This is a genomic window from Agrobacterium sp. 5Ca39, assembly GCF_055382365.1.
In genome coordinates this window covers 360,001-386,461 of record NZ_AP026437.1, presented here as the reverse complement: position 1 = coordinate 386,461, position 26,461 = coordinate 360,001, and the positions used below count along the sequence as shown (strand labels likewise).

24 protein-coding genes, 1 tRNA gene, 2 rRNA genes and 1 pseudogene (1 of these 28 cut by a window edge) are annotated in these 26,461 nt (G+C 58.4%); 11 read left to right on the top strand and 17 right to left on the bottom strand.

Annotated elements, in window-relative coordinates:
* Positions 1–13: 13 nt before the first annotated feature.
* Together ACZ47E_RS15555 and arsK are read left to right on the top strand one after the other, a co-directional pair.
* Positions 14–373, top strand: coding sequence for an ArsR/SmtB family transcription factor (locus ACZ47E_RS15555; RefSeq protein WP_035210990.1), 360 nt, complete (start codon positions 14–16; stop codon positions 371–373).
* Positions 366–1,568: an arsenite efflux MFS transporter ArsK gene (gene arsK / locus ACZ47E_RS15550; protein ID WP_035210988.1), complete on the top strand. Its 1,203-nt coding sequence runs from the start codon at positions 366–368 to the stop codon at positions 1,566–1,568. Before ACZ47E_RS15555 ends, arsK begins: the two co-directional genes overlap by 8 nt.
* Before the next feature lie 4 nt (positions 1,569–1,572).
* Here arsK and arsH read toward each other — a convergent pair whose 3' ends face one another.
* From arsH to ACZ47E_RS15520, 6 genes are read right to left on the bottom strand one after another with little or no spacing between them, the layout of a single operon-like run.
* On the bottom strand, positions 1,573–2,283 hold the full coding sequence (gene arsH / locus ACZ47E_RS15545; RefSeq protein WP_035210986.1) for an arsenical resistance protein ArsH: 711 nt from the start codon (positions 2,281–2,283) through the stop codon (positions 1,573–1,575).
* Entirely contained in the window at positions 2,276–2,701 is a 426-nt protein-coding gene (arsC, locus tag ACZ47E_RS15540; RefSeq protein ID WP_081093268.1) for an arsenate reductase (glutaredoxin), read from the bottom strand. The genes arsH and arsC overlap by 8 nt, the downstream gene beginning before the upstream one ends.
* A 2-nt stretch (positions 2,702–2,703) precedes the next feature.
* Complete coding sequence (gene arsB / locus ACZ47E_RS15535; RefSeq protein ID WP_035210984.1) at positions 2,704–3,762, bottom strand: ACR3 family arsenite efflux transporter; 1,059 nt, start codon at positions 3,760–3,762, stop codon at positions 2,704–2,706.
* The gene (locus ACZ47E_RS15530) at positions 3,762–4,289 is read right to left on the bottom strand and encodes an arsenate reductase ArsC (protein WP_035210982.1); all 528 of its coding nucleotides are present in this window, start codon (positions 4,287–4,289) and stop codon (positions 3,762–3,764) included. The genes arsB and ACZ47E_RS15530 overlap by 1 nt, the downstream gene beginning before the upstream one ends.
* A gap of 14 nt (positions 4,290–4,303) precedes the next feature.
* Positions 4,304–4,771, bottom strand: a complete 468-nt coding sequence (gene arsN2, locus ACZ47E_RS15525; protein ID WP_244405550.1) for an arsenic resistance N-acetyltransferase ArsN2 — start codon at positions 4,769–4,771, stop codon at positions 4,304–4,306.
* Positions 4,741–5,094 (bottom strand): ArsR/SmtB family transcription factor, encoded by a 354-nt coding sequence (locus ACZ47E_RS15520; RefSeq protein WP_060942189.1) that lies wholly within the window; start codon positions 5,092–5,094, stop codon positions 4,741–4,743. Before ACZ47E_RS15520 ends, arsN2 begins: the two co-directional genes overlap by 31 nt.
* A 255-nt stretch (positions 5,095–5,349) precedes the next feature.
* On the opposite strand from ACZ47E_RS15520, the gene ACZ47E_RS15515 reads away from it, so the two are divergent.
* On the top strand, positions 5,350–5,676 hold the full coding sequence (locus tag ACZ47E_RS15515) for a hypothetical protein (protein ID WP_464017010.1): 327 nt from the start codon (positions 5,350–5,352) through the stop codon (positions 5,674–5,676).
* Between the two features lie 27 nt (positions 5,677–5,703).
* Positions 5,704–6,126: a hypothetical protein gene (locus ACZ47E_RS15510; protein ID WP_464017009.1), complete on the top strand. Its 423-nt coding sequence runs from the start codon at positions 5,704–5,706 to the stop codon at positions 6,124–6,126.
* 117 nt (positions 6,127–6,243) lie between these two features.
* Here ACZ47E_RS15510 and ACZ47E_RS15505 read toward each other — a convergent pair whose 3' ends face one another.
* Entirely contained in the window at positions 6,244–6,999 is a 756-nt protein-coding gene (locus ACZ47E_RS15505; RefSeq protein ID WP_060942190.1) for a hypothetical protein, read from the bottom strand.
* 256 nt (positions 7,000–7,255) lie between these two features.
* On the opposite strand from ACZ47E_RS15505, the gene ACZ47E_RS15500 reads away from it, so the two are divergent.
* From ACZ47E_RS15500 to ACZ47E_RS15490, 3 genes are read left to right on the top strand one after another with little or no spacing between them, the layout of a single operon-like run.
* A complete protein-coding gene (locus tag ACZ47E_RS15500; protein WP_244405548.1) occupies positions 7,256–9,004 on the top strand; it encodes an SIR2 family NAD-dependent protein deacylase in 1,749 nt (582 codons plus the stop codon).
* An 11-nt stretch (positions 9,005–9,015) separates the two neighbouring features.
* On the top strand, positions 9,016–10,452 hold the full coding sequence (locus ACZ47E_RS15495) for an argonaute/piwi family protein (protein ID WP_035210974.1): 1,437 nt from the start codon (positions 9,016–9,018) through the stop codon (positions 10,450–10,452).
* A 56-nt stretch (positions 10,453–10,508) separates the two neighbouring features.
* The gene (locus ACZ47E_RS15490; RefSeq protein ID WP_464017008.1) at positions 10,509–11,981 is read left to right on the top strand and encodes a hypothetical protein; all 1,473 of its coding nucleotides are present in this window, start codon (positions 10,509–10,511) and stop codon (positions 11,979–11,981) included.
* 93 nt (positions 11,982–12,074) lie between these two features.
* On the opposite strand, the gene ACZ47E_RS15485 is transcribed toward ACZ47E_RS15490, so the two are convergent.
* From ACZ47E_RS15485 to ACZ47E_RS15460, 6 genes are all read right to left on the bottom strand, one after another.
* Positions 12,075–13,205, bottom strand: a complete 1,131-nt coding sequence (locus ACZ47E_RS15485; protein WP_269842922.1) for an RHE_PE00001 family protein — start codon at positions 13,203–13,205, stop codon at positions 12,075–12,077.
* A 143-nt stretch (positions 13,206–13,348) separates the two neighbouring features.
* Entirely contained in the window at positions 13,349–14,107 is a 759-nt protein-coding gene (locus ACZ47E_RS15480; protein WP_035211015.1) for an ATP-dependent metallopeptidase FtsH/Yme1/Tma family protein, read from the bottom strand.
* Positions 14,104–16,083, bottom strand: coding sequence for an AAA family ATPase (locus ACZ47E_RS15475; protein ID WP_113344000.1), 1,980 nt, complete (start codon positions 16,081–16,083; stop codon positions 14,104–14,106). The genes ACZ47E_RS15480 and ACZ47E_RS15475 overlap by 4 nt, the downstream gene beginning before the upstream one ends.
* Positions 16,076–16,633 (bottom strand): hypothetical protein, encoded by a 558-nt coding sequence (locus ACZ47E_RS15470; protein ID WP_035210970.1) that lies wholly within the window; start codon positions 16,631–16,633, stop codon positions 16,076–16,078. The genes ACZ47E_RS15475 and ACZ47E_RS15470 overlap by 8 nt, the downstream gene beginning before the upstream one ends.
* 117 nt (positions 16,634–16,750) lie before the next feature.
* Positions 16,751–17,815, bottom strand: a complete 1,065-nt coding sequence (locus tag ACZ47E_RS15465; RefSeq protein ID WP_035210968.1) for a hypothetical protein — start codon at positions 17,813–17,815, stop codon at positions 16,751–16,753.
* A 328-nt stretch (positions 17,816–18,143) separates the two neighbouring features.
* Positions 18,144–19,322 carry a hypothetical protein gene (locus ACZ47E_RS15460; protein ID WP_035210966.1) on the bottom strand — a complete coding sequence of 393 codons (1,179 nt, stop codon included), beginning with the start codon at positions 19,320–19,322 and terminating at the stop codon, positions 18,144–18,146.
* 850 nt (positions 19,323–20,172) lie between these two features.
* Between ACZ47E_RS15460 and ACZ47E_RS15455 the strand changes: the two genes are divergently transcribed.
* From ACZ47E_RS15455 to ACZ47E_RS15440, 4 genes and pseudogenes are all read left to right on the top strand, one after another.
* On the top strand, positions 20,173–20,508 hold the full coding sequence (locus ACZ47E_RS15455) for a hypothetical protein (protein ID WP_035210964.1): 336 nt from the start codon (positions 20,173–20,175) through the stop codon (positions 20,506–20,508).
* A 642-nt stretch (positions 20,509–21,150) separates the two neighbouring features.
* On the top strand, positions 21,151–21,948 hold the full coding sequence (locus ACZ47E_RS15450; protein WP_035210962.1) for a hypothetical protein: 798 nt from the start codon (positions 21,151–21,153) through the stop codon (positions 21,946–21,948).
* A 118-nt stretch (positions 21,949–22,066) separates the two neighbouring features.
* Positions 22,067–22,969, top strand: a complete 903-nt coding sequence (locus ACZ47E_RS15445) for a recombinase family protein (protein WP_345797611.1) — start codon at positions 22,067–22,069, stop codon at positions 22,967–22,969.
* 75 nt (positions 22,970–23,044) lie between these two features.
* Positions 23,045–24,100 (top strand): annotated as a pseudogene (locus ACZ47E_RS15440) (recombinase family protein); the annotation flags it as partial.
* A gap of 483 nt (positions 24,101–24,583) precedes the next feature.
* Here the strand turns inward: ACZ47E_RS15440 and ACZ47E_RS15435 are convergent.
* From ACZ47E_RS15435 to ACZ47E_RS15420, 4 genes are all read right to left on the bottom strand, one after another.
* Entirely contained in the window at positions 24,584–24,778 is a 195-nt protein-coding gene (locus ACZ47E_RS15435) for a hypothetical protein (RefSeq protein ID WP_244405542.1), read from the bottom strand.
* A 73-nt stretch (positions 24,779–24,851) separates the two neighbouring features.
* Positions 24,852–24,928 (bottom strand) — tRNA-Met (locus ACZ47E_RS15430).
* Positions 24,929–25,148: 220 nt separating this feature from the next.
* Positions 25,149–25,263: ribosomal RNA gene (rrf, locus tag ACZ47E_RS15425) — 5S ribosomal RNA — on the bottom strand.
* A gap of 264 nt (positions 25,264–25,527) precedes the next feature.
* Positions 25,528–26,461 (bottom strand): 23S ribosomal RNA (locus ACZ47E_RS15420) (it continues 1,865 nt past the right edge of the window).

The following is a 26,461-nucleotide window of genomic DNA, read 5'->3' as shown; positions in this document are numbered from 1 at the left end:
GGATTATTGAAATATGGATGAACGTCAAGCCCTTTCATCGTTCGCGGCGCTCTCTCAGGAGACGCGCCTTGCCATCGTCCGCGCGCTGGTTGTGGCAGGGCCAGAGGGACTGGCTGCGGGCGTGATCGCCGAGCGCATGGGCGTCTCCGCCACGAACGTGTCCTTTCACCTGAAGGAGCTGGAGCGGTCGGGATTGATCTCCCAGCGAAGAGAATCCCGCTCGATCATCTACAGCGCCAGCTATGACGCGCTTGCCGATCTCGTCAGATTCTTGATGGAGGATTGCTGCGCCGGTCATCCGGCAATCAGGGAGAACGTCGAGCGTGCCGACGACTGCTGTATCACGGCCGACAAGGGTGGCTTCGTTGCGTAGTTCGAAAATCCCGGCTGGGCTCGTCTCGGCTCTCGGCCTAACGCAGATCATCGGCTACGGAACGCTCTATTACAGCTTCAGCATCCTTGCGCCCGGCATGGCGGCGGATCTCGGCTTGTCGCTGGCCGAAGTGTTCGGGGTGTTCTCCGTATCCCTTTTTATCGGTGGCCTGTCGGCCACCTATATCGGCAAGCAGATGGACCGGATCGGCGCCGCGACGGTCATGACCGTCGGCTCGGCCCTCGCAGCGCTCACGCTTGCGCTCTGCGCTTGGTCACCCTCGGTCGCGATCTTCGCCACCGCCATCATCCTGCTCGAGGTGTCGTCCGGCATGGTTCAGTATCAGGCGGCATTCGCAGCGCTGGTCGAGAGCGACCCTCGCACAGCCTCTCGCAGCATCACCTATCTGACACTGATCGGCGGCTTTGCCTCGACGATCTTCTGGCCGATCTCGGCTACGCTCACCGGCTATCTGTCCTGGCGGGAAATCTATCTCGTCTTTGCGGCGCTTAACCTGTTCCTCTGCATGCCGCTGCACTTCTGGATCCGAAGCCTCGGAAAGAAGGCAGGCGAAGCATCCATCCGGCCGCGCGAGACGGTCATCGGCGCGATCCCGACGCACGCCCGGCGCCGCGCGATGGTGATCGTCTCCTTTGCCTTCGCGCTCCTTGGCTTCACGCTCGCCGCCATCCTTGCCCATATGGTGCCGATGCTGGGCTCGATCGGGCTGGGCGCTGCGGCCGTTGTGATCGGCTCGCTGTTCGGCCCGGCGCAGGTTCTGAGCCGTCTGATCAATATGGTTTTTGGGAAGAACCTGTCGCCGCCTGGGCTTGCGGTCCTCTCGGCGGTGCTCATCGTCTTCGGCGTCCTGATCCTTCTGATGACGGGCAACTGGCTTCCGGGTGCGGTCGCCTTCGCTATCTGCCTGGGGCTCGGTTCCGGCATCAACAGCATCGCACAGGGAAGCCTGCCCCTCTACCTGTTCGGATCGGACGGATATGGTGCGATCACCGGCAAGATGGCGGCCGCCCGTCTGGCGGTTGGCGCCGGGGCGCCCTTCGTGTTCGCGGCGGCCATGGAGAATATCGGGCTGAGCTTCGCCCTCGTCGCAAACGCTTGTCTCGGCGCGGTCAGCATCGCGGCATTCGTCGCGGTGGCCGCCTCCTGCCGGCAGCCTGCCACCGCAACGGCCTGATCCGTCAGATCGACTTCAGCGAGACCCGTTTCTCCAGCTCGGCCGCCTCCTCCTTCCGCTCGCTATATCGGTCGGTGAGGTAGGAAGATGCATCGCGGGTCATGATGGTGAACTTCACCAGTTCCTCGCAGACATCGACGACGCGGTCATAGTAGGAAGACGGCTTCATCCGGCCATCGGTGTCGAATTCCTGAAACGCCTTCGCGACGCTGCTCTGGTTGGGGATGGTGATCATCCTCATCCAGCGGCCGAGAATGCGCAACTGGTTCACAGCGTTGAAGGACTGACTACCGCCGGAGACTTCCATCACCGCCAGCGTCTTGCCCTGGGTGGGGCGGACGGAGCCGAGCGACAGCGGGATCCAGTCGATCTGAGCCTTCATGATTCCTGTCATCGCGCCGTGGCGCTCCGGGCTGATCCAGACCTGGCCTTCCGACCATTGCGTGAGGTCGCGCAGTTCCTGAACCTTGGGATGGCTGACGGGTGCCTCGTCCGGGAGCGGCAATCCGGCCGGATCGAATATCCGCACCTCGCATCCGAGGCGCTCGAGCAGCCGACGGACTTCGAAGGCAAGCAGACGGCTATACGACACTTCCCGGAGCGATCCATAGAGGATCAGGATCCGTGGCTTGTGGGTGGAGAACGCCGGGCGAAGGGATTCTGGCGCAATCGGCTGAAGATGGCCGTCATGCAATGCGGGGAAGGTCTCAGACAATGCGCTTTCCTTCCTGGTCGAGGACCTGTTCGCCGTCTTCCTTGGTGAACGGTCCTTTGAAGGCGTCTGCCGGCAGAATGTCGAGCACGACCTCCGAGGGGCGGGCAAGTCTGGTGCCAAGCGGGGTGACTACAAACGGTCGGTTGATCAGGATCGGAGTCGCGAGCATTGCATCCAGCAACTGGTCATCGGTCAGATCAGGGTTGTCGAGGCCGAGTTCCGCATAGGGTGTGCCCTTCTCGCGGATCGCTTCGCGGACCGTCAGATCGGCATCTGCGATCATCTTCGAGAGCTGCGCACGCGATGGCGGGTTCTGCAGGTATTCGATGACGGTGGGCTCGATCCCCGCGGCGCGGATCAGCGCCAGCGTATTGCGAGACGTGCCGCAGGCGGGATTGTGATAGATGATGGCGTCCATGGTCAGGGCCTTTCGGTGATTGTGTTGCGGGAAACGGCGGGCGATGCCTCGTACCAACGCTTCGACCGGTTTACGATCCAGACCACCGAGAGCATCACTGGCACCTCGATCAGGACACCGACGACGGTGGCGAGTGCCGCGCCCGACTGAAACCCGAACAGGCTAATGGCGGCGGCAACGGCAAGCTCGAAGAAGTTGCTGGCGCCGATGAGGGCGGACGGTCCCGCTACGCAATGGCGCTCTCCCGCCATTCGGTTCAGGAGGTACGCGAGACCGGAGTTGAAGTAGACCTGGATCAGGATCGGGACCGCGAGCAGAGCGATGATGGTCGGCTGCGCGATGATCTGCTCGCCCTGGAATGCAAACAGGAGAACGAGCGTGGCAAGCAGCGCGACCAGCGACAACGGCTGGAGCTTGGCAAGGAGGCTATCGAGGGCCCGAGTGGTCCCGTCGGCGGTCAGCCGGCTCCGGAGAACCTGCGCGATGATAACGGGCACGACAATGTAGAGAGCGACGGACAGGGCAAGCGTCGCCCATGGCACCGTAATCGCGGAAAGACCAAGCAACAAACCAACGATCGGAGCGAATGCGACGACCATGATCGCGTCGTTTAAAGCCACTTGCGAGAGCGTGAACAGCGGCTCGCCCCGTGTCAGGTTCGACCAGACGAAGACCATGGCCGTGCAAGGTGCCGCGGCAAGGATGATCAGGCCTGCAATATAGGAGTCGATCTGATCCGCGGGCAGATATGGCCGGAAGAGCCAGCCGACAAACAGCCATCCCAGCACTGCCATGGAGAACGGTTTGATCGCCCAGTTGATGATCAGGGTGACGCCGATCCCACGCCAGTAGGAGCCGACCTTCGCCAGTGAGCGGAAATCGATCTTCAGCAGCATCGGGATGATCATCAGCCAGATCAGGATCGCCACGGGGATGTTGACCTTGGCGATCTCGGCGCCGCCGATGACCTGGAAGACACCGGGCATCAGGTGGCCGAGGGCAACGCCGAGGGCTATACAGACAAAGACCCAGATGGTCAGGTATCGTTCGAAGGTCGACATCAGGCGGACTTTCCTTGCAGTGACGTCGAACCCTCCATCGCCCCGATCTGGCGGAGCTTGGTCTCCAGCGCCAGCCGATCGATGGACGCCAGCGGCAGGTTCACAAATGCCCGTATCCGGTTCTTGAGGAAGCGGGCCGCCTGCGCGAAGGCGCGCCGCTTGTCTATATCGAGGCCGGAAACCGCGGCCGGATCCTCGACGCCCCAGTGGGCGGTCATCGGATGGCCGATCCAGACGGGACAGGCCTCGCCGGCGGCGCTGTCGCAGACCGTGAAGATGAAATCCATCTCCGGCGCTCCGGGTGCGGCGAACACGTCCCAGCTCTTCGAGGAGAAACCGGTCGATTGATAGCCCAGCGTCTCCAATTCCTTCAGGGCATAAGGGTTGACCTCGCCCTTCGGCTGGCTGCCGGCGGAAAAGGCTTTGAACAGGCCGCCGCCCTCCTTGTTGAGGATGGATTCGGCGAGAATAGAGCGCGCGGAATTGCCCGTGCAGAGGAACAGCACGTTGTAGGTCTTGTCAGTCATGGTCGTGGTCCGTGTTAGGCCGGAGGCCTGTTGAGCTTCATGATGGTCGCCGACGAGGGGCAGATGGAAGAAAGCTGGCGGGTTGAGAGAACGGCCACCGGCACTTTGGTCCGCGGCACCTCTGAAAACCCTATGCTCGAAAAGAACGATTTGGCGCTCGTTGTCGCCAGAAAGATATCGCCGCCAATGCCAACGTTCCGCAGGGTCGCCTCGACAATCGCTTGTCCCAGGCCATGACCCCGATACGTCGGAAGCACGACAACAGATCGCAGCAGGTAGTCGCCGTCACAGCGTTCGAGGCCGGAATATCCGATCGTTTGGCCGTCGCCTGAGACTGCTTCGAAGAAGGCGCGTCCATCGTCTTCGATGTCATCGGTCCGAAGATCCGCGGCACGAAGCGCCGCACAGAAATGGGTGTCGCTACCAGCCACTTCGTGCAATGCGATCGCGCTCAACATGGTTTCGCCCCCGGCGCGCAGCATGGCGTCAGTTCTGCGATCAGGGGAGCGCAAAGCTCCGTCGAACCGCCGCAGCAGTCCTTCAGCAGGAATAGTGTCAGGTCGCGCAGGCCGTCGAGGTCGGCCCGATAGATGATCGATCGGCTCTGGCGTTCGCTCTTGACCAATCCGGCTCGGGACAGCGTCGCGAGGTGCGCCGACATCGTGTTCTGCGGGACATCGAGCAGCCGGGCGAGTTCGCCAGCCGGAATGCCATCCGGCTCGTGCCGCATCAAGAGCCGAAACGTCTCGAGGCGGGTGTTTTGTGCCAAGGCCGCGAGGGCCGTTATCGCGCTGTTACTTTCCATATATCCAGATTAATGGATATGTTAGATTTGTCAATGCTTCAACTTTTGGCCGTTATTCGCCTCGATGGGATTTGAACCCATCACCCCCGCCCTCCGTCTTCTAAACTATTGACGCCATGAACTTTTTATCTAATCGACTTTCGACCTGTCATCCTGCGGGCGGGTAGCCATCGTCTGGTAGATGGAATAATAAATCTTGGTGAATTCGGACCGGTACCTGTCTCACACGATGGCCGCGCGCAGGAGGGATGTGTAGTGCTTTTCAAGGCAGATCAGGGCTTGCGGCATTACGTCGAACTTGGCCAAGCGAACATCCGTGCAGAGATTGCGCAGCCTTCTCCGCTTGTTGCTGGCGTCGAAAAACTCTCAGACTTTCTGCAGAGGGATTTATTGGCCGGAGACCAGAATGTCACCCCGACCGCCGCATTTCTCTTGATGCACAGTTACATGCTGTACGAATGCAGCATCTCGGTAGCCCTGACAGGCCATGCTTCAGCAATATTTCCACTTCTGCGGACAGCGCTCGAAGCCGCATGCTATGGCCACATGATGAAATCAGATCCCGATATTGAGAGGGTTTGACTTAATCGGCACGATAACGAAGCCGCGATGAAAGCGGCACGCAGATTATTCACATCAGCGGTGAAGGATGTTGCCATATCTATCGGAAAAGCAGAAGGCGAACCCTCAAAAGCTGACTTGATCCAGAAGGCCTACCAGGGCGCGATCGATTGGGGCGCACATCCAAACCCCAAGTCGGTCTACCGTCATGTCGAGGATCCCAAGGACATGGGTAACCACATCCAGGTCGAGCTAATCGGCCTCCATGGAAGAGGCACACTCGAGTACGAGCGGTCCATGCTTGCCTGCCTAGATTTTGGAATAATACTCGGCATCGTGATAGCGCATTCGCTGAGCTATGTACCCGTTGAGACCATACAGAAACTTCAGGCGCTTAACGATATGAAAGAAGCGCTTTTGGAAAGTGAATTTCCAGAAACATATGCAGCGATGGGGTCGTTGAGGCCGTGAACGCGCCTATTCGTATGCCCTACCCACCTCAGACTGCAGCAGCCGATCTTGTTCAGCCTCGAGCACGGCTCGCTCGACTTTCTTCTCCCTCATATCGAGCGCATAAAGCGGCATCTGTCATCGTGCATACAAAATCTGGATGTGGTCGTCAGTTGCCAATTCGGAAGGCAAGTTTGCATCGATCAGCGTCCGCAGGGTCGCTTCGATCAGGCGATCACTTTCGTGGCAGGTGGTTTCATCGTGGAAATCTACGTCGCTCCACACCTGTGAGATGATGTGGAGCCCTTCTTTACTGAAAGCGCCGATGGTGCTGAGCGCCTCCGCCACCAATAACGCGTCCGGCGTGCGCTCATAGAAACTTTTGTATCCGCTCGGCGCAACCCACTGGAGAGTGCCGTCGTCGAGAGCTTCGATGTCCGCATAAAGGCGCGATTCTCGTTGATAGATGAGGCTATTTGGCGCAATAAACTCACCCATTTCTCCTTCAAGATAGTATGCGACACGGCGCTGATCGATAATCCCACGGAGCTCTTTCAGATTGATAGGGCGCCATCCACATGCTTCTGCATAAAGAAGCCGCGCCAAATGATCATAGAACCAGCCCATCATGGCACCTATCCGTCCACCCACGAGTTTTCTCGGGCATCGCATGATATCTATCAGGATAAGGATTTTGGCAGCCTCTTCCTCCGCGAGCCCCTTAAGTACGTTTGCTTCACGCGTCATCTCGGAAACCGTCTGCGATGCTGCGTAAAGGCTGCGAGAGCTTTCCAGCAAAATCGGTAATCCGGCAGCGATGAACCCTAAACGCTCCTCGTAAGACAGGTTGGCTAGTCTCCGCACCTGGCGCAGGCCAATATCAATCTTCGCCATTGCAAAGTCTCCCGGGCTTAAAAGCTGACAGTAATAGTGGATTACCAGAGGAACCCGTCTTTGCCGATATCAACTCAAGCCATGAATAGAATATAAATGAACATGAATCGCGTGAACGAGGAGCACCGATATTTCAACCGTTCCAGTAATGTCAGCAGCAGAATTCTCGACGGCGTTTGCGTTGAGACCAAATCTCATAGCATGGTTTTTGGGCGCTGGAGCATCAGCTGCCTCTGGCATTCCTACTGGCTATGCCATGATCCGTGATTTTAAGGCCCAGATCTTCTGTCGTGAGAACAAGCTCTCTAAGCGAGAAATTGATGCCGCTGATCAGGTATGGATTGAGCGTATTGACGAGTTTTTCCGGCGCACGGCGATCCTACCACCTGACGGCGACCCCACTGAGTATGCTGCCGCATTTGAAGCGGTGTATCCACAACCTCGACACCGCAGGCAGTATATCGATGACGCAATCTCGAAAGGGACACCTTGTTTCGGGCATAAAGTGCTGGGAAGCCTCATCGCTGCCGGCAAAACCGACTGCATATTTACCACCAACTTCGATCCGTTGATCGAGGAAGCAGCGCAATCTGCCAACGCACTCCTTTCAGCAACAGAGCAACATCGCCTTACGGTCGCGGGAATCGACTCCGGCGAGAGAGCGATGAGGAGCTTAAATGAGGCCGATTGGCCAATGGTTGCCAAACTGCACGGAGACTATCAAGAGACAACTATCAAGAATACCGGCACAGAGCTCGAAAAACAGGACGAGCGCATGCGACATGTGCTGGTTGAGGCGGGCAAGCGCTTCGGGATGCTGTTCGTGGGATATAGCGGGCGCGACGCGTCAATAATGGAGGCGTTGACGTCGGTTCTCGCCGAAAAATCGCCATTTCCTAACGGGCTCTACTGGGTCACCTCGTCTGCTTCGCGGCTGCTTCCTGCTGTCGCAAAATTTTTATCCGACGCAAAGGCAAAGGGCGTGGATGTGGCCATCGTGGAATGCGCGACATTCGACGAACTCACGGCTGATATAATGAAGTGTGTCGATCTTCCAACGGCATTGACTGCTCACGTGTTGCAGGGGCGAGCAAATTCCCGGCTCATTCCCGTTAATCTGCCGACCGTGGAAGCACGTAAGTTTCCGGTGCTGAGATATTCGGCCCTTTTAGTTGAGCAGCTACCGACACACGCACGACGAATAACCCTCAAGCAAGCGACTACATCTCCGGCAGTCCGAGATCTTCTCAGAGCGAGCAAGTGCAGAGCCGTCATCGCAGCGAACGGCCGTGAGATCGCTGCTTTCGGGAATGATCATGAGATCGTCGCAGCCCTCGCCCCGCTTGGCGCGCAGGTCGCCGGGACAATCAAGCTTGATCCTGGTATCGATAGCTGGGCGCTGGGTTTGATCTATGACGCGCTGGTCCGAGCCCTCTCAAGGCGCAAGCCACTACTACCTCGTTTGAAGCGCTCCGGTCATTCTCTGACCGTCACGTCGCCTCAACCAGGCGAAGATGAAGGTCGCACTCGACGGAGAACCGACGATCTTCGTCAACTCCGTGAGGCTTATGGCGGCGCGCTTACCGGCAAAGTACCGGACCTCGGTTTTCTCTTCCAAGAGGGTGTGTTTCTGAAGCTGGAACAAGTCGAAGGGCGCTGGTGGTGTGCCTTCGACCCCTATACATTTATCGATATCCCCAAAACCGAGCCAGCTGCGGGCGTAAACCAAGCCGACGCGATAGGTGAGACCGACTTGGTTCTCGAACGACGAGGCGGCGATCCAGCAGGTGATTGGCGCAGAGAGCGGTGGGCCAGAAAATATAACATGCAGTGGGCCGGGATCGTGAACGCTTGGGCACAATTGCTCACGCGGGCCCCAGATGGTGAGGCAAAGACCTTCAATCTGGAAGCCAATGCTGGTGTCGATGCTGTGTTCCGGATTTCTCCTGTCACCGCGTGGAGCCGGCCAAGCCATCACCACCGCTACTTTGACCGGAAGAAGTGAGGAGATCGCCAATGGATTCCAAGCTTCCTCCGTTCTCCCTTCTCGATGAGCCGCTGCTGTCTTTTTCTCCATCGGACAGTAAGCAAGTCGATGTCCATCCATTGAGGGGATTGCTGAATTTCGGACCGTACTCAAAAGGTTCCTTTGGCGGCTATGTATCGTCACTGAGGGTCGCAACGGTCGGCCCAGCGAGTACATTTCGTCGACGGGGAGAGTTGATGGCATCCCTGCAAGGATCGCATCAGCCAAGCGATCGCCTCGAGTATGTGCCGCCTTACCCCGGCTTTGAATCTTTGTTTGGCATCGCGTTGCAGTCCGCACCAGCCGAAGCTCACGTGAAATGGCCGGACGCTATTCGCGATCTTCCCGGCGAAGGGAATGATCAGGTTCGCCTATTCTTAGCGATGGACGCAGCGTTGCGACGTCTTGACACGATGCGAAATGAGTTTGACGTCGTTCTTTTCCATTTTCCAGATAGCTGGGACGCGACTACGAGAACCAAGTTTTTCGATGCTCACGACACACTCAAGGCATTGGGCGCGAAATATAATATACCAACGCAGGTGCTCAATGACCGTGTCTTTGCGTTTTCACACCCTGCGTCGCGATCCTGGCGGCTGGCGATAGCGCTTTATGTTAAGGCAGCGGGCACACCTTGGAAGCTTGCGCCCCTGAAAGGTGTACCTGAGGACACGGCTTACATCGGCCTCGCCTACGCCTTACGGGGCGACCAGCGGGATGCGCACTATGTGACGTGCTGTTCCCAGGTGTTTGATATGGATGGCGGAGGAATGCAGTTCGTTGCCTTCGAGGCCAAGGATCCTATCGCCGATGTCGCAGAAGCGCGTCGAAATCCATTTCTCAGTCGAGATGATATGCGCGCGGTTCTTGCTCGCAGCCTCGAGCTCTATCAAGGAAGAAATGGAGGAACACTGCCGAAGCGGCTTGTCATTCATAAGACCACAGCATTCAAACCGGATGAGATCGAGGGTGCGTTTGATGCACTTGCCGGGGTGCAAGAAATCGAGTGCATTGAAGTTAGCCCAGCTTCCGGTTGGCGTGGGGTATGGCTGGTACCGAGCGGACAGCCGAAGCCGCCGACCAAGCCTGCGGGCTACCCTGTTCCGAGAGGCACCGTTGTCGTCCGGTCCGGGACCTCGGCGCTTGTTTGGGTCGCGGGCAATGCTCCCGAAGTGTCTAATAAGGGCGACTATTATCAGGGAAAGAAGAGCATTCCAAAGCCGTTGCAGCTGATCAGGCACGCAGGCAGTGGACCGTTGGAGCTATCGGCTCACGAGGCCTTGGCTCTCACCAAGATGGATTGGAACAATGATGCTCTCTACGATCCTGTGCCTGTTAGCATCCGATACTCGCAACGCTTAGCCAAGACGATCGCGAACGTCCCAGATTTGCCCAGAAACGTCTATCCATATCGGCTCTTCATGTGACTCCTCAGCGAAAGAAAAATGGATCCGCAGGCATGGAGGGATATAAGGAAACTGGCATGGACGAGTTCGATATTTTTCCAATCTCAATTACCCGATTCAACGCGTTAGGCGGCTACGCCCGGCAGCCGATGACCCTACTATACCTCGACGAAATGGGACATTTCGAAATCGAAGGTGGCGCGGTCATCGGTATTCTGGGCAAAGATATCACAGATGGCGACTATGGCGGAGTCGTGATGGCTCGTGATCGGAACCTTCGCTTCCGCGGAACGACAGTCACACATTTCGATGTAAGTTTGGAAAAGGCAAAAGAAAAGCTGTTTTCGGCAATGCGCGAGGCAGCACTAGCCTCGTCCGAGGAACATTATCAGGGTGACGAAAAGGGAAATCCCGTTGACTTTTTCACTCATGTCCACCCGCCCTCACAACTAAACCCATCCTTCGTCCAACTCACGACCAGTGAGGGGTACTCACCTGCTCGCTCGATTATAGAGCCAATGATGCGCTGGCACGAGGACGCCGACGGCAATTTTATTGAACAATTCCAAACGACTGGATTCGATCAGCGTATCTGGGAATTGTATCTATTTGCTATGCTTATCGAAGCCGGATACTTGCTTGACCGCGACCATAATGTTCCTGATTTTTGCTGTTCCGGATTGCTCGGCGAACTTTTCGTAGAGGCCGTAACTGTGGGGCCAACCAAAAACAATGGGAAAATCGAACCTCCTCCTTCAATCGACACGCAGGAGGAACTGCAGGCATACCTGCATGAATATATGCCGATAAAGTTCGGCAGCCCTCTCTATTCAAAATTAAACAAAGAATACTGGAAGCATTCACACGTTGCGGGCAAACCCTTGGTCCTTGCCGTAGCTGACTTCTCATCACCGATGTCGATGGTCCATTCCCAGCCCGCACTTGAAAGGTACCTTTGGGGCTTCGAACATAAGGCTGAGTTCGATGCGAATGGGAATCTGACCATAATTGCGACGCGCGTCGAAACGCATCAATGGGGTGAGAAGAAACCCATCCCGTCTGGATTCTTCCGCCAACCGGGCTCTGAGCACATAAGTGCTGTGATCAGCAGCAACGCGGGCACGATTGCCAAATTCAATCGAATGGGAGTTCTAACTAAATTCGGTTCGGATCGAGTGCTGCTGGTCCGTGAGGGACGGATGGTTGATCACGACCCTAACGCAGCATTAGCGAAATTTTTTCGTGTTCTTGTCAACTCTGCCGGCTATGAGGAAAGCTGGATAGAAGGGCTAAACGTTTACCACAATCCTAACGCAGCAACTCCCATAGCAATGGAACTATTGCCTGGGGCCGCCCATCATTTCTGCGACGAGAACGGGCAAGTTACGAGTCATACGCCGGAGTTCCATCCGATGTCATCGATTACCAAACATCAATTCCCAGTCGACGTTCCTGCGATACTGGCAGAAGTCGGAAACAAGACCCACATGGTCTGGAGAATTAAGCCTGAAAAACTAGAGAGCCGCAAACGAGATATGTCCGCTACGTGAAGGCACTTTTGGGATTTGACCCGTAGCGCAACGCTTATCACGACGCCTCCCGGCGGAAACGAAGTGAAATAGCAATTTTGCAGGGATGCTCATTCAAATCACCCCCCACGTCCGAAACCTCCCCCTGCCCGTCATCTCCCTGAGGCCGAGATCCAAAACGATCCGCCGCGCCGCCTGCGGCGTCACCTCGAGCGTCTTCGCGACCATGCCGGCCGACAACAGCGGTTTCGCTATCACCAGCTCAATCAGCTCCGGCAGCTTTGAAGAGGTCCGCCTCCCCTCCAGTTTCCGGTCCATCATCGTCTTTGCCAATGTCAGCCGATCATGTTCCTTCATGCCGATCTCGACGGCCGCCAAAATGCCGTGAGCGATGGCGAGCAGCCGGGTCTCTCGATCGCGGCTTCGGCGCCGATCAACGGGAATGGTTTTGAGGCCGAGATTGATCGCTGCGAGATGTGCCCCCGTGGTGATGCCGGCCTGCCGCAGGATCGACGCCGCAAACAGCCGGCCAAGCCAGGGCGCGTGCTGCAGCACCGCCAACTCGTTCCAGGCATCGAGGGCAATGATCGCCTGCAGCACCGCCGGAAAGTTTTCGGCCTGACGCAACACGCCACGCCATTCATCAAGCCGGGCATCCTCGTCCCAGTCGAGATCATAGACCAGCGGATCGGCCGGAGCCCGGCCGGGCTTTTTGACTCGTTCGATCGCAGCGTCAGAGCGCGCGAGCAGCGCATCGATAGCAGCATAATCGACGCCGGGGAGATCTTGGGCGTCGTCGGTGTCATCCCCCTCCCCTTCCGCGTCGATCGCGATCGCCGGCCGAATAACTCCGGTCGTCGTAGCCTCGTCCGCGCCGCCCGCCCCGATCTCCGAGGTTTTCCGCAGCGAGCGGATGCCGTCGGCAGAGAACGCCCAATCCGGGGATTGGCCGGCGATGCGCCGACGGGTTCGAAGCACGTCGCCGGCGATTGTCAGCTCATGCGTTGGTGTGCGAATATCCCGCGTGGCGTCATGGAGCACGAGGTCTTCGACATGGACGAGTTCGCCGTCGATCCACAGCGAAGCGCAGGCATCGGTGAACTGGGATCGTTCGATCCAGCCCGCGCCAACCGGTGAACGGGCGATCCGCTCGTCCAAACGCGCGAGCGCGATACCGGCGTCGAAAGCAGGCCGCATCAGAGCTGTGATACTGATTTTCGCTAGATCGTAAGCCATTGAAATCATGGTAAATGATTTTCGAAAGGAACTCTATGTAAATATTAAAGTTCGCCACAGGGTATGATTGTCGGTTGGGTTTTAAACCATCGATAAGTACCTCTTATCAATAATTAAATTGATTATATTTTCAGGTTGCATTTCCGGATATACTAAAAAATATCTCTCACGGCTCTCCCATCCAACGCCCGTTCCTCAAACAGAGCTTTCGCCAAGTCATTCAGCTTGCTACGGTGCTTACCGATGATCGCACCCGCCCTCTCAACCGCCTTCTCAAGCCGCACATGAATGCGCGCTGCCAACTCCGGATTAGCATCCAGAACCGTGGTTGGATCTTTGTCATTGCGGTAGAGAAGCGGATGGACGGCACCAAAACCAAGCGATCTTTCAATGGCAAGCGCAAGGATGGTTGCTCGGGCAAGATCGCTATCATCGGCCCCGGCAGAGCCCGCGGAGACGTTGCCGATAACGATTTGCTCGGCGGCGCGCCCCGCCATCATCATGGCCAGGATTTTTTCCCGGTAGCTGAGGGTGTCGCTTCCTGATGCGGAGAAGCCAAGCTCGCTGTAGCCGCCGCCATTGGCCGTGTCGATGTTGATACCGTGGATGGACCCCAGCTTCAGAACATGATGGACGAGTGCGTGACCTGCCTCATGAACAGCAAAGCGCCAGCGGAGATCTTGCGGCAGTTGCGGTCTGTCTCTAAGGATGGCTGCCTCAAGGTCCTCGTAACGGATTGCGCGCTTGTCGCGGCGCGCCTTCAATCGCGCCTCCCGGACGATGCGTTCGATATCAGCACCCGTCAGCCCCATCGCCCGCGTGGCGAGACGCCGCAGAATAGCATAAGCAGAATTGGCGTGTTGCGCGGCTGCCGACCATTCCGACGCGTTGCTGTTCTGTGGATCAGTCATCGGCTGGCTCCCTTCCATTCACTTTCTGCGTCTTCCTCCAGATAGTCGGCAACGATCCTCTTCAGCGAGAATCCGTCCTCGGCTCCCGACCGACTTTCTGGTACTGGCTCCGGGATCAGCGACATCGCATCGTCACCGAGATGATGGGCCAGGATCTCCGCCAGCGTCGGCACATCTGGCTTCGTGATTTCGATATGTGTCTCCAACCGTCCGGAGCGCTTGATGGCCTCGTCGATATGATCGGGCCGGTTTGTGGCGCCAACGACGATCAGCCCCTCGTTTTTGATCGCGCCATCGAGCAATTCGAGCGCCTTGTTGACGACGGTATTCCAATAGTCGGCATATTCCCGCTCCGCCGGCTGCCTTTTGCCGATACCATCGATCTCGTCGATGAACAGGATCGCCGGTGCCATGGCCCGCGCCTCGAAAAACGTCTTGCTCATCCTGTCGATCACGTCGTTGAGGTGACCGCCCTGCAGCCAGGTCGATACTGATGTAACGACCAGCGGGATTTGCAGGCTGTTGCACAGCGCCCGGGCAAAGGTGGTCTTGCCGGTTCCGGGCGGGCCGGACAGTAGCAGCTTGGTGCTCATCTCCGACCAAGCCAGAATGCTGGCGCGGTAATCATCCAGATCTGCCTTGAGATCGAGAGCCCAGTCTTTCGCTCGGCCGTATCCAGAGAGCGTTTCGACGGTCATTGGCGGCTTGTGGCCGATCTCGCCCTCCGTCGGCATTGGCTCCGGCCGGATCACTTCGGCGCCCGACGGCTTGTCCTTCTTCCAGCGGCCGTTGCTATCAGTGTCGGTCGATTTCGGCTTTTCGTGCGAGCCATGGGGTTTCTCGGTGGATGTGCTCGACGATGCCGATCCGGATGCCTTGTCGTCGCTTCCGTCACCACCGTCCTCCTCTTCCTCGAAGTCACTGCGATTGCGCTCAATGAGCGTGGCAAGGACATGCAGCACGTCTCTGATATGCCGCCCAGGACGAAACGCAAGGACCAGATCCTCCAGCGACAGCCAGCGCGCATCGGCATCCGACGGCAGGCCCAGCGTCTCGATTGCCTCGTCAGGGTAAAGCACGTCGACCAGATCGGCGACGAACCTGCGATCGAGCTTTCCCGTTTCCAGCGACAGGTCGGCGGAGATCTGTAGCAGCGAGGGAATGTCCGATCGCTTTTCCGCGATGGCAAGGACGGCCAAGTCGCGCGACAGTGCGCTGAGCATCCGCCGGCGCAGGGCATTGCCTGTGACACGATGCACGCCGGCACCCGAGAAGGTCATCAGGCGCCTGCGTGCCTCACCTTCGAGGACATCGAAGTGATCGTCGTTGAACATGTGGTCCGCATCAACGATCGCAAACGGGCCGCCCGCCACCAGCCGGGATTTCTCAAGGAGCCGCAGCACTTGCCCCTCGAAGCCCGCGAGTGGCGCATGGAGGGTAACGACCGGTGTCACACGGGTCAGCGTATAAACGATCTCCCGAAGCGACCGTCCGCTCCTTTGCACCGCGCGCGCCAGAACCAGGGTTGCAACGATGTGACTGACCAGTGGCATCGCCGTTGCCCGATCCACAAGACCGACGGCGTAAGCTCGCCGATCGACTCCGTTACCCAGCACCGCGTCTTGCGCGATTGTGCCGCGGCGCGCCTGAGGGAGGGCCACGAGTTGCGAGGCGAACGGCGGATGAACGATCCCGGCGGTCACGACACTATCGCCAGCAGAGCCGGCCGTCGGATTGCCGGTCTCCTTCGGTGCGACAAGCCAGTCACCAAAATTCCGCCGGAACCAGGTATCGTCACGGATCGGATCGCCGGTCAGTCGTGTCGTGTCGAAAGCCGGACTGTAGCGGCAGGTGAGATGACCATCGACATCGACGATCTTGCTTTCCAGCAGACCGTTGCGCAGGGCGATCCGGCGCGCCTCGCGGCGCGCAAGGTGCCGAAGACGGCGAACAAGCAGTCGGGCGAGCTTATCCATCAGTCCGGCCTCCCGTCTGCGCGGCAATAATTGCCGTGTAGGCGTCCTGCACCGGATCCCGCGGACACGTTCGACCACGCCGCCGCCCGTCAGTGACACCGGGCTGCGAGACCCGCGTCAACACACGCTCGCGCGGCGAACGACGTGGCGGCAGAGGGTCGCTCGGAGGAGTGACCGAAGCCAAACCAGTCGCAGCAGACAGGCTCAGGTGTTCGTTCCCGAACGGAACGAGGTCTCGATTGCGGTTGCGCAGCCAGTCGAGCAGCAGGCGGCATGCCGCATTGCCGCTGTCGGCAGTCGCGCGCAGCCGCAACATCAGAGGCTCCGGCACAACGCCGCCCAGAAGAGGACCTTGCCGAACGAAGGCGAGCGCCAACCCGATCAGTACGGCGGGATCATCGCGATCGCTCGAACCATGGCGAAGGTCGGCGGATTGGATATGAGAGAGATTTGCAGACTTGCTCCGAAGGCAAGGCGACGCGACGGTATCGGTTGTGACCGCTTCGCAACGGAAGCCGGCCACAGACGGGCTGTGGGTATCGGTGGACATGACTGTCTCCTCGCCGGAGCGCATCGGCATCCGGCGTTGGTGGAATGGAAAGGACGGGAGAAGCCGGCCACGCGCTTCAGGCGCGGCCGCGATCAGGGTCGTTAGGCTAGCGGCTCGTCAGTGCCGGCGCGGACGGCGGGCGAAGCCGACCCGGATACGGGCGGGTTCCGGATGGTCGTCCTGATCGTCGAAGCAGCCGAGATCGCAATGGCCATCATCCTCGTCCGGCGCGGCCATCGCCTGCTCTTCCTCGAAAGTGCGGGCCGGACCGTTCAGAGCGATCAGCCGGTTTGCGATAATGGCAGCGGCGGGCGCCGTATCCGGTTTGGCCATTGCCACCACATCCAGTGCCTTGCGGGCTTCCGCCTCAAGAAGCTGCTGCACGCGGCGGCCGAAGCGCAGACGCAGTTCTGCCATGCAGGCCGCAACTCCGTCGATCTCGAGCAGATCGTCGATCTCCGACAGAGCCCAGATGCCGGTGGCATGATCGCTCGGGCGGCTGGCGCCATCGACGATGGCAACCTCGACCGTATCGATCATGAGCCGCTTGTGGTTCTTGTAGAGCCAGTCCGGCAAAACCATCGCCGAGGTCATCATCTTCATCTTCAGCTCTTCGAGACGGCTGGTGTCGCCGTAAGAGGCGAGCGAGCGTTTGAGGTCGAGGATGTAGGCCAGGTGCTTTGTCCGGTTCACCACGATCAGGTCGGGCGTGTAGCTGCCTTTGGCCGGCGCCTCGCAGTCGAGCTTCACGCCGTCAAGGGACGACCAGTCGTTTCCGGCGACGGCTTCGAGCGCCGCCTTGACCAACGGCAGTTTCAGCGACTGGGTCAGCACGGTGATGTTTGGATTGGCTTTCGCCAGATGCTCGACCGCCTGCTCAAGCAGCTTGCCTTCGCGGAACGACACGGCGCGCACGAGCGAGGCGATGTGAACGTAGTGGCCGAGGATTTCGTCCTCGACCGGTTCGCCCTCGGCGATGGCCGCGATGGCGCGATCGATCAGCAGATCGAGATCAGCCTCGACTTCGGCGAAGCGAACGATGTGGGGATGGCGGCGCAACGCGGCCGGTTCGCTGATGCTGTAGGCACCAGTACCGAATGAGCGATGGGAGAACATCGATGCCGCGGCGACAGTCGAACGAAGAACTTCCCCGGCAGGGGTAGAGAGAGTATGCGTGGTCATAGCCCGATTCCTTTTTCGAGAAGGCTGAGGGTCAGGCCCTTGGTAGCGTTGGCGCGCTGCCTTGGGCCGTTTTGTGTCCGGTCTTCCGAACGACCCCAACCTGGCAGGACCGGGAGCCGGGCTCAAGGACCCGGAACAACAAAAAAGAACAAAGCCGGTACATAGTTAACGGTGGGCTCACGAAGTCCGGACCGACGAACGCGCCCAGTGATCGCAACGGTCGACCTCAGCGTTTCGCTCGTCATCATCAGGCAAAAGGAAAAGGGCCGACATGCGGCCCCTTCCGAGTTTGGCGGGCCGGTCGCCCGGCCCTCGTGCAACTTGCATCTTACCCCGTGACGGCTGGCGCGAGTTCAACATCGGCGACGCTGTCATCGGCAAGCGCCGGCACCTTGGCAAACTGCTTGCGGTTTCGCGGCGCCTCACGGCTGACCGTCATGAAGCCGCCGGACGCCTCCTCCAGCGCCGCGCCAAACCGGTCGATCACCTCATCCGGGACATCGGCATCATCAGAGACCTCGTCCGACATAACCGGCTCGGCATCGTGACGATCGCCGACGGTGTCCGCCTCTGCCGGAACCGCCGGTTCGGAAGCCGGAGCAGTTGGCGCCGCGAGCGGCCATTCCGGCTTCCGCTCCTTTGACACCGCCCAGCCGAGCACCGGAAGCACATGCAGCGCAAGCCAGTCACGCATGTCTTTCGACTTCGGCCAGCCATCGACACCACCCAATGTATAGAGCGTATCGTTGACCTCAGACCAGCCGGTCTTCTTCGGGAACTTGGTCGGCCGGGTGTTGCGGCCATAATCGAGCTCCGGCTCGAGGAACAAGGCCAGGCTTTCAAGCTCCTGACGCGCGACGCGGGCGATATCCTGGATTTCCTTCGCCAACGCCTCCTTGATCACGCGGCTTCTGCTGAGCGCAGCCTCGACCGCCTTGCAGATCGTCACGACGTGCTCGATGAACGCCTTCACTCCATCGCGGATCTTGGCCGCAATCAACACTTTCAGTCCAGCCACACCGCCGACCCAGAACTGATCGTCCTTCTCGGCCTTATCACCGTCCTCCTCGCCACCGGCGATAATGGTCTTGACGTCGGCAACCTGAAGGCGCCCGTTCTCCTCGGCAAAGGCAATGGCCGCTTTGACCTGATCGTCGGTTGCCGAACTCAGATGGAACAACACCGTCGCGCCGACCGACAGATCGACCAGTTCATCACGAACATGGCCGAGGTTGCGGAACACCGCCATATAGTTGCGACCGCTGCGCGCGGAGAGGCCGCAGCGCATCTTTACCCACTTGTCGAACCGGCCGTCGGCCAGCAGGTCGGCAGCCCGGCTCAGGTGGTCGCCGAGCTCGAAAGTCTGCTCGGTGGTGCGGCGCCCCAGGTCGAAGATATGGGCCGCGCTGCTTTCGAGCAGATCGCGCGTTGTGTGCCCGATCCCCTCTTCTTCATAGTTATAGGAGAGGGCGGCGGTCGCAGTGGGCTTGGTATTTCTGGTGCGCATGGAAGTCTCCGTGTGACGCGTTTACAATGTATCCGACGAACAACGCATCGGATGACTATATGATCGCGCCAATACGGCTTTAATGCAAATTCAAGTAAAATATATTTATAGTATATCTTCGATCGCAATCTTTATTTCTCCGCGGTTATCATCGATAATATTTAAATATAAACGACAAATTAATCAATTTATATCGATATATGCGATAATTATAAAATTTTTTCACTTCGTGATCGATCGGTATTATTTCACCACAAAATCCAGAATCCGAAGCCGGATAGCCGAGCTCCCACATTCAAGGCCTTCACGAAGTAGTTTTTCCGTCACGGGAACACGCGACGAAGTAAACACGCAGCCAACGTCTCGCCGCCTGAGAGCGATGCTCGATTTCCACCCGAAGATGACACATTCCGCGCGAACGGCTGGGACATATGACATGCGACTTCGCGGATGAACCGAACGGGAAGATTTCGGTTCGCCGCCTCATGCTTCAGAATGGAGATGGGTCTGCAGGCGCAAGCGCGACAGGAAGTCCTCGGCGATTTCCGTCAGCTTGCCCACAGGTCATTTCAACGTGTCCGCACGTCGAGACAAATTGCGCTCATTTGATTCAAGGTCCGATATTTTTGATTCCAAACGCTGGTCATTTGATTCACGACCGCCGTTTGTCCTTTGCCAGCTTATCTCGACCTGTCTCAACGTGCCCGCAATTGATCTCAAATTGCGCTCATGTGATTCAGAACCCCAAAAAAACGATTCATAAACCGGGATTTCCGATTCCATGCAAACGGCGTTGCCGCATTGACAACGGTCTGGCATCGATAGCCGGAGACCTGACGGGGAAGAGTGCATGCCAGCAAAGTCCGAGGAGATCCGCAACAGCAAACAGCGCGAGCGACAGCGGAAGCTGCGTGATGCTGATCGAAAGGCCAAGCGCCCCGGACGAGACGATGTGGCCCGCACGGCGCTGTTCATGACGATCTCCGCCATGGCCGCCGAGGGAGCGACGGAAACGCTGGGAAAGTTTAAAAAACGGGTGGTCAGGATGCTGGTCAAGCAGGGCTTCGACGAGCATGAATCCCACACCGTCTTCGATGGGCTGGTTGAGAAGTACCGGGATGGCGACTGGCCCTTCCGCCGCAAGCCCCATCTGCTCTATCCTGGCGGTGCCGACGAGGGCGCCTGAGCGGTTTCGTCTACCTGCCTACGGTCCCGGGTCTGCTCACCTTGCGCTGCCACTGGAACACCTAACGGCGTTTGCAATCTCTACGACATCTCCCCCCATTACTCGGTTAAACGCCGTTTATCCTGAATCGGATTTCCAGAGTGCTGGGGGGGGGGGCCGATCATCTAAGATCAACTCATCAGCATCCATCCGATTCGCTAAAATGCTATCGATCTGATTAAGCCCTGGTCAGCCAGGTTTTCAAATAATTCTAAATCCTGCAAGGTCACTGCATTGATTTCGCAAGGGATATGGATAATGTCGCCGACGGCTGAGGTGAACGCCTCGGCCGGAATGCGCACCAGCGGAAGCCCTTGCATGGCGGAAACTGGTTTTCTGATTGGCTTTTTGCTAACCGGGACAATCTTGCAAGGGAGGACTCCCGGCGCGCTCGTGACACCGATGATCGAGTGACGTACCGATTTTTACAGAGGCTCTGGCCGGTGCGGACCGTCCTGCAGAGCATTGCCCAGCCTGGGTCACCTTATCCGTGTGGTGGCTTTCAGGCACAAAGAGATGGGATCGAGGGCGAACGGACGCCTGAGGGATCCAGAGTGGTGAGCGCATTCCTTCAACTCCACCCTGGATACGAAGGATCCGAACGTGCCCAACATCATCGACCTCCCGTCCGCACTCGGTGCGATCAAGACCCACCATCTCCACGACGTCGACAACGACACCAAATCCCGGCTGTATTCCGGCACAGTAGCCATGGCCTCCATCACGGACGCATCGATGTCCCGCGTCCGGGATGCCGTGCGGCTCGTCCGTCATGGCGCAGGCTGGGTAGACCGCCCCCGCCCTCCCGCGATCACAACGACAAGTGACGACGAGATCGAGAGCACCTTGCGACTGCTCGGCTATGCGGGAGAATGGCACGACTTCCAACGTCGTCCGACCCTTGCTGCGTACCTCAAAGCCCGCACGGGAATTCAGCAATGCCATCCCTGCATCGTTTTTCTGGGGAGCCACCGTGTCGCGATCAGTGGTGAGCTGTTTTGCGACGTGACCAATAACGGCCTGATGGTCGATATCGACCGAGCACCCTGGCGGCGCAAGCAGGTGCACCGTGTGTTCGTCCTCACCCACCGTATCCCCGCGACGCATATCCCGTCGAAGACCCCGTCCCGCGTCCAGCCGGCGCACCTGACGGCCGAACAGAAGCAGCGGATCAAGGAATTGGATCGCTTGTTTCGCGAAGCCGTCAAGGCGGAGACCGGCGCAACGCGGATCAAGGTGACCTCCACCGAAGTCTTCATTATCCGCCCCGCCGATACCGGCTGGACCTGGTGCGGCGCGCGCGATGGCGTCGCCGACAGCTTGCTCAAGCTTCAGCAGCATGGCTGGATTCGCGGGAACACCGATGAGGCCACGGCCTATCGCGCCATGATGGGTTACTGACCAGCGCTCAGGAGCGGCTCCTTATTGCGGCAATTATTGCCGCCAACACCTGCCAACCGCCAGACCATGATGATCTGGCATCGCTGCGGGGCTCTCAACTCCCCCGCCGCCGGTTACCATGTCCCCCGACTTCGCCCATTCGAACGGAGATCACTCCATGACCAAGAACGTCCTGTTCTATGCACGCCATTCCGCCGGCGACCACGTCCATGCCTGCCTCGAAACGCAGCTCTACTATGGGCACCGCTTCATCAAGGAGAATGGCTGGACCTTCGCAAAGTCCTATACTGACGAGGATATCGGCGAAGTCGTCTTCATGGCGCAGCCCGGCGTGCGCAAGCTTTTCGCCCATATCGAGCGCGAGACGGTCGATATCGTCCTCTGCCATACACTGGACCGGTTGTGCTCGCGATTTGATATCGCCAGCCGGCTGTTGAGCGAACTCGCTCGCAAGGGAATCGAACTCTGGGTCGCCGATCCTGGCGAGCGGATCACCGCCCGGAACCTGTCCGATCACTATATCGATGACCGCAGCAAGATGTTTGCCATCGGCAGCCACGTTGCCCAAGTGCCCGACGACCTGCGCGAGGAGAAACACTTCGCGCCCCTTCCATTTGGCTACCGCTATTCCGGCGCCTGCAATGCGGACGGCCAGCGCATCTTCGGTTTCAAGATCGTCGATCCGGTCGCCGCCGACGTCATCAGGCGTATTTTCGGTATGTATGCCGAGGGGATGGCACCGACAAAGATCGCTGCTCTTCTTAATGTGGAAGGCGTGGCCGGTCCCCGTGGCAGTTTCTGGCGCGACGCTGCGATCCGCGGCAACCGCGCTCGCGGAACCGGCATCCTCAACAACCTGGCTTACGTCGGCGCGTGTAAACAGGCGGGCGACGACGACTACCATTACGTATCGGCACTGCGCATCGTCAGCGATGAACTCTGGGACCGCGTGAAGGATCGCCAGGATGGCGCAGCCGAGCGTGCTGCAGGATTGGCAGGGCGCCGCAAGCAGCAGAGTTGAGCACCTAGTAAACGAACTGGCCGGCGGATGCCGGCCGGTGTTCATGAAGAGATTAATGGATATGGAATTCCGTAAATGACCAAGAATGTCCTGTTTTATGCCCGCTACTCCACCGACCGCCAGCACGAGGTATCGATCGAAACGCAGATCGAACTCGGCAAATCCTTTGTCGCACGACAGGGCTGGAAGCTGGTCGAGGTCTATTCCGATGCCGCCATCAGCGGCACCAGCTACCAGCTCCGCCCCGGCATCCAAAGCCTCATCGCGCATGTAAAGCGCCAACCCGTCGACGTCGTTCTCTGTGTCACCGTCGACCGCCTGTCGCGCGACATCGAGCACAGCGCCAAAATCCTCAAGGAGCTTCGCTACCGCGACGTAGAACTGTGGACCGTCCATGCCGGAACTCCGGTCAATGACCTGGAGATGGCGCTCCGTGCCGCCCTCAGTCATGAACTGGTCGAGCAAATTCGCTACCGCACTCGCGAGGGCATGAAGACTGCCGTTCAGAAAGGCAAGGCATCGACCTGCCTCGCATACGGCTACATGCTCTCCCAGCAGCGTGATGCCAACGGTGATCGCATCAAGGGTTTGCGCGAGATCGATCCTGCAAAGGCCGAGGTGGTGCGCCGCATCTTCACGCTTTATGCCGACGGCATGTCGCCTCGCGACATCGCCCAGCTTTTGAACAACGAAGGCGTCCCGGGCTCGCGCGGCCGTAAGTGGCGCGATACCGCCATCCGCGGCCACGTCAGCCGTGGCACTGGCATCCTCAACAACGAGAGTTACATCGGCCGCATGGTCTGGAACAAGCGTAACTACCGCAAGAACCCGGAAACCGAACGCCGTACTGCGCGCGCAAACGACGCGAGCGAATGGGTGCTGGCTGATGTGCCCGAGATGCGCATCGTCAGCGACAAACTGTGGCAGCGGGTAAAGGAACGCCAGAAAGAAGTCGGCGAGCTTTTTGATTTTGGGCAGAGCAACCGGCTGAATGCAACGCACCGCCCGGGATACCTGCTCAGTCACCTGCTCGAATGCGCGGAATGTGGCGGCCCCTACGCCATCAGCAGCAAGGACCGCTATAGCTGCACCAACCGCAAGAAGCGCCTGCCGATCGACGAGCTCGGCGGAACTTGCTGCAGCAACAGCAAGACCATTACCCGCCAGGAGCTGGAGAGCCGCGTTCTCGATTGCCTGCCGGCCGCATTTTTCTCTCTGGGGATGTTCGACACCATGTCCGCAAAGGTGATCGAACAGGAGACATCCAGGCTTCGCCGCCCGAAAGCCGAGCGCGAGCAGATGATGCGCGAGCTGAACGAGTTGGAGCGCAAGCAGAAGAGCATCATCCAGCAGATCTCCGACCGCGCCATGCAAGCCCGCCCTCCTCTCGCTGCGCTCGACGATACGCTCGATCAGATCGAGCTCCAGCGTGTCGCCCTGGCAAGCGAGATCGACGCCTTCACCACATCCGAGCCAGACATGCGGGCGAAGATCGAAGAATTGAAGCAGCGTCACAATCCCGCCCAGACGGAACTGCGTATGCGTCATTTCTTCCTGCAGGCGCGCCGCGGCAAAAACGACGATGCCAAGCGTCAGGTGATGCCGATCGTGCGCTCATTGGTGCAGAAGGTCGTGATCGGCAAGACACCCGGACATCAGCCGGCAACCCTCGAAGTCCACGGCCTGATCTCCTCCATCCTCGCGCAGATGGACGTTCTCGATCTGATGGAGCGCCGCTTCGTCGCCGAAGTGCATGCGGATTTCATCGAGAAGCTGGAAGCCGGGGAGATTGCAACGAAGGAGAAACAAAAAAAGCTCCTCGACTCGTATGAGGAGGAGCTTCGTCGCAAATACCCCGAGTGGGCGAATTTGCAAGTCTCAGTGGTTGCGGGGGCAGGATTTGAACCTGCGGCCTTCAGGTTATGAGCCTGACGAGCTACCGGGCTGCTCCACCCCGCGTCCAGCGCATTCGGCAAGGCCGAATGTCGCGGTTACGTCGTTGCTTTAGCGACGACGGATCTTTTCCGGAGTAAATTGCGGAGCAATTTATCTCCTGTAAGGGACGCACTTGGCGTTTTCCTTAAGTTTTGTCTTAAACTGCAAAAGGCCGCTTTTGGCGGCCCTTTTTTGTCGGCTGGGCCGAGGGATGTGATGAGAAGATTTTTGATGCGTTTTGCAGACCTGGCAGCGACCTACTCTCCCGCGTCTTGAGACGAAGTACCATTGGCGCTGGGGCGTTTCACGGCCGTGTTCGGAATGGGAACGGGTGCAGCCGCCCCGCGATAACCACCAGGTCGGCAAAACGCAACATTGTTCATGTTTTCACATGAACGTTGTTTTCGAGAAGCTGGAGAGCTCAAGGCTCTATTTAATTTACACGTCGTTTCTGTGACTTATCCGTATGTTGCCTTGCTCGAGGTCGAGCGTGGCGCCCATACAGGACGCTAGTCCGTCGCCAATCGTTTGGCGCGCCGTCTGCAGCGTAGTGGCCGAAGGCCACGTCAGCGTGAAGACAGAACAGATCATCAAGCTTCGCTTGATGAGCATGAACAATGGGAACGAAGAAGTCGATCGAGCTATTAGTAACGGTAAGCTTCACACATTGCTGTGCTTCCACACCCGTCCTATCAACGTGGTCGTCTTCCACGGCTCTGATAGGGAACACTCGTTTTCAGGTTGGTTTCCCGCTTAGATGCCTTCAGCGGTTATCCATTCCGTATATAGCTACTCTGCTATGCCCTTGGCAGGACAACAGATCCACCAGAGATACGTCCATCCCGGTCCTCTCGTACTAGGGACAGATCCTGTCAATATTCCTACACCCACGGCAGATAGGGACCGAACTGTCTCACGACGTTCTGAACCCAACTCACGTACCGCTTTAAATGGCGAACAGCCATACCCTTGGGACCTGCTCCAGCCCCAGGATGCGATGAGTCGACATCGAGGTGCCAAACAACCCCGTCGATATGGACTCTTGGGGGTCATCAGCCTGTTATCCCCGGCGTACCTTTTATCCGTTGAGCGATGGCCCTTCCACACGGGACCACCGGATCACTATGACCGACTTTCGTCTCTGCTCGACTTGTCAGTCTCGCAGTCAGGCTAGCTTATGCCATTGCACTCGACGACCGATTTCCGACCGGTCTGAGCTAACCATCGCGCGCCTCCGTTACTCTTTCGGAGGCGACCGCCCCAGTCAAACTACCCACCATACACTGTCCCGGATCCGGATAACGGACCGCGGTTAGACATCCACGAAGATAAGGGTGGTATTTCAAGGATGGCTCCACAGAAACTGGCGTCCCTGCTTCAAAGCCTACCACCTATCCTACACATGCCTTGGCGAATGCCAGTGTAAAGCTATAGTAAAGGTGCACGGGGTCTTTCCGTCTGACCGCAGGAACCCCGCATCTTCACGGGGAATTCAATTTCACTGAGTCTATGTTGGAGACAGCGGGGAAGTCGTTACGCCATTCGTGCAGGTCGGAA